Raw genomic sequence first — 2351 nt, 5'->3', positions numbered from 1 at the left:
TTTTTTGCTACCAAGCTTTTCTTCACGGATCTTATCTTCGATTTCTTGAGCAATACTAGGGTTTTCTTTTAAGAAAAGCACAGAGTTGGCTTTACCCTGACCGATTTTTTCATCGCCATAGCTATACCAAGAGCCTGCTTTACCCACAGCGCCAATTTCGACACCTAAGTCGATGACCTCTGCTAGGTGATTGGTGCCTTCGCCATAAGTGATTTCAAACTCAGCTTGGCGGAAGGGTGGTGCCATTTTATTTTTGATGACCTTGACACGGGTTTGGTTGCCGATGATTTCATCACCGTTTTTGACCGCACCGATACGGCGAATATCCATACGTACTGAGGCGTAGAATTTTAGCGCATTACCACCGGTTGTGGTTTCTGGGCTACCAAACATCACGCCGATTTTCATACGGATTTGGTTAATAAACACCACCATACAGTTGGAGCGTTTGGCATTACCTGTGATCTTACGCAGCGCTTGGCTCATCAAGCGGGCTTGTAGACCCATGTGTGAGTCGCCCATCTCGCCTTCAATCTCAGCGCGCGGCGTGAGTGCGGCGACGGAGTCGACCACGATCATATCGACCGCCCCCGAGCGTACCAGCATATCGGTAATCTCCAGCGCCTGCTCACCGTTATCAGGCTGAGAGAGCAGTAGGTCATCTGTATTGACCCCAAGCTTACGCGCATAAACAGGATCAAGCGCATGCTCGGCATCGATAAAGGCACAAGTACCGCCTTGTTTTTGACACTCAGCGATTGCTTGTAGCGTCATGGTGGTTTTACCTGAGCTCTCTGGTCCATAAATCTCAATGATACGGCCTTTTGGCAAGCCGCCAGTACCAAGCGCGATATCTAGTCCTAGCGAGCCTGTCGAGACCACATCGGCATCGAGGACTGCAGAGTCATCGCCCAGTTGCATGATGGTATTTTTACCAAATTGTTTTTCGATTTGACCAAGTGCGGCTTTGAGGGCTTTGGCTTTATTGTCGTCCATACTGGATTCCTTGTCTTCAATCATTAGTGTAAAACGATAAATTCGATGATAGATAAAATACGGGTAATAGGAGGGCTACGGGCCATATATACTGACGGCTCCCCAAATGGTAGGCAACGGCCAGTGTCTAGCAAGACAAATAAGATGTCGTATCGATGATGTCGAGAGTGCAGTCATTCTACTATACAGTAAAATTAATGACGGATAAAAGTAAATAAAAGTTTGATATAACTGCTTGTACAAGTAGCGCCTTCTCATTATTAAGGCGTTTGTTCATCTCGTTAAGCGTTAAGGGTGTATGGTTGATTGGATAAAGGTATTATAACAAAATCTGGATAGCATACTAAGAGTGCAGGTATGCTAAACGACATCGGTTGTCGCATGCATATTATTTTTAGAGTGATATAAGTATTGGCAAAATTAGCAAGTATTTTGGATAGGGAAATGGTATTGTTTGTCAATAGGGTTTGCAGTTGTCCACAATAAATCCTCGGTAAAAATTCGCTGATTGTGAAACATCGGCTCTGATTTCAGTTTTTCTAAAAAATATGAAAAATAAATTTTTAGCTTCTCTATATCTATGTAAGTTATTGATTTTGAAATATTTTTAAATTGTACAAAAAATGAACGATTTTACCTGACCCTTTAATATATCTAGGAAAATGCTTGTCAAGTGCTGACTTATACACAGGGTTATCCACAGCTTATGGGGAGAACTCATCAAGCCCTTGTAACATCAATGTTTGCGCAAATCGCTTATTATGACTTCTTAAAGATCAAAGCGGATTTTGTGATGTCACGTGTGTATTTTTCTCAAAAAATTAGTCTGTGTTGCCGATGTTTCACACCATAAAATAGTTATTTTTATAAAAATAAAACCGTCAAAATGGTCGAAAGAAGCGCTGAGTTGACCGTATGGTAAGCTTTTTATACTTAGTCGGCCGTGTTAAGGCGCGTTTTTATCCGCTGTATCGGTCACATTCGGCCGCGCTCTTTATCATCTTCGCTGGCAAAGCGCCGCGCATAAAAAAGGCGGCTAATCTGTTAGCCGCCTTTATCGCTCTTTATCTAAGGGAAGATTTTTAATTGTTTGGTGTTAGTCTTTGCTATAAATCAAATCCCAAACGCCATGACCACGCGCGATGCCGCGGCGCTCAAATTTGGTCATTGGACGAAAGTCTGGTCTGTCAATAAAGTTACCTGTGCCTGCTTGGTTGGTGAGGCCAGCAAAGTTGTCTAGTACCTCCAGCATCCAAAAAGCATAATGTTCCCAGTCAGTGGCGGTATGAAACCAGCCGCCTTGGGTTAGGCTGCGTGTCACAATCGCCATGCGTTCAGGACTGACAAAGCGGCGC

At 43.6% G+C, this 2351-nt stretch carries 2 protein-coding genes; both read right to left on the bottom strand.

What is annotated here, in order from left to right; translation table 11 throughout:
• Positions 1-996, bottom strand: a 996-nt coding sequence (gene recA / locus NK638_RS12180) for a recombinase RecA (RefSeq protein ID WP_274633220.1), incomplete at its 3' end; no start/stop codon positions are given.
• A 1096-nt stretch (positions 997-2092) separates the two neighbouring features.
• Positions 2093-2351: tRNA (guanine(46)-N(7))-methyltransferase TrmB (trmB, locus tag NK638_RS12175; RefSeq protein ID WP_446739841.1), on the bottom strand; the 259-nt coding region annotated here is incomplete at its 5' end.

The organism is Psychrobacter sp. A3, from assembly GCF_028823565.1.
Taxonomy (GTDB): domain Bacteria; phylum Pseudomonadota; class Gammaproteobacteria; order Pseudomonadales; family Moraxellaceae; genus Psychrobacter; species Psychrobacter celer.
The sequence above is the reverse complement of the archived record's forward strand: the minus strand, read 5'-3'. Positions and strand labels throughout refer to the sequence as shown.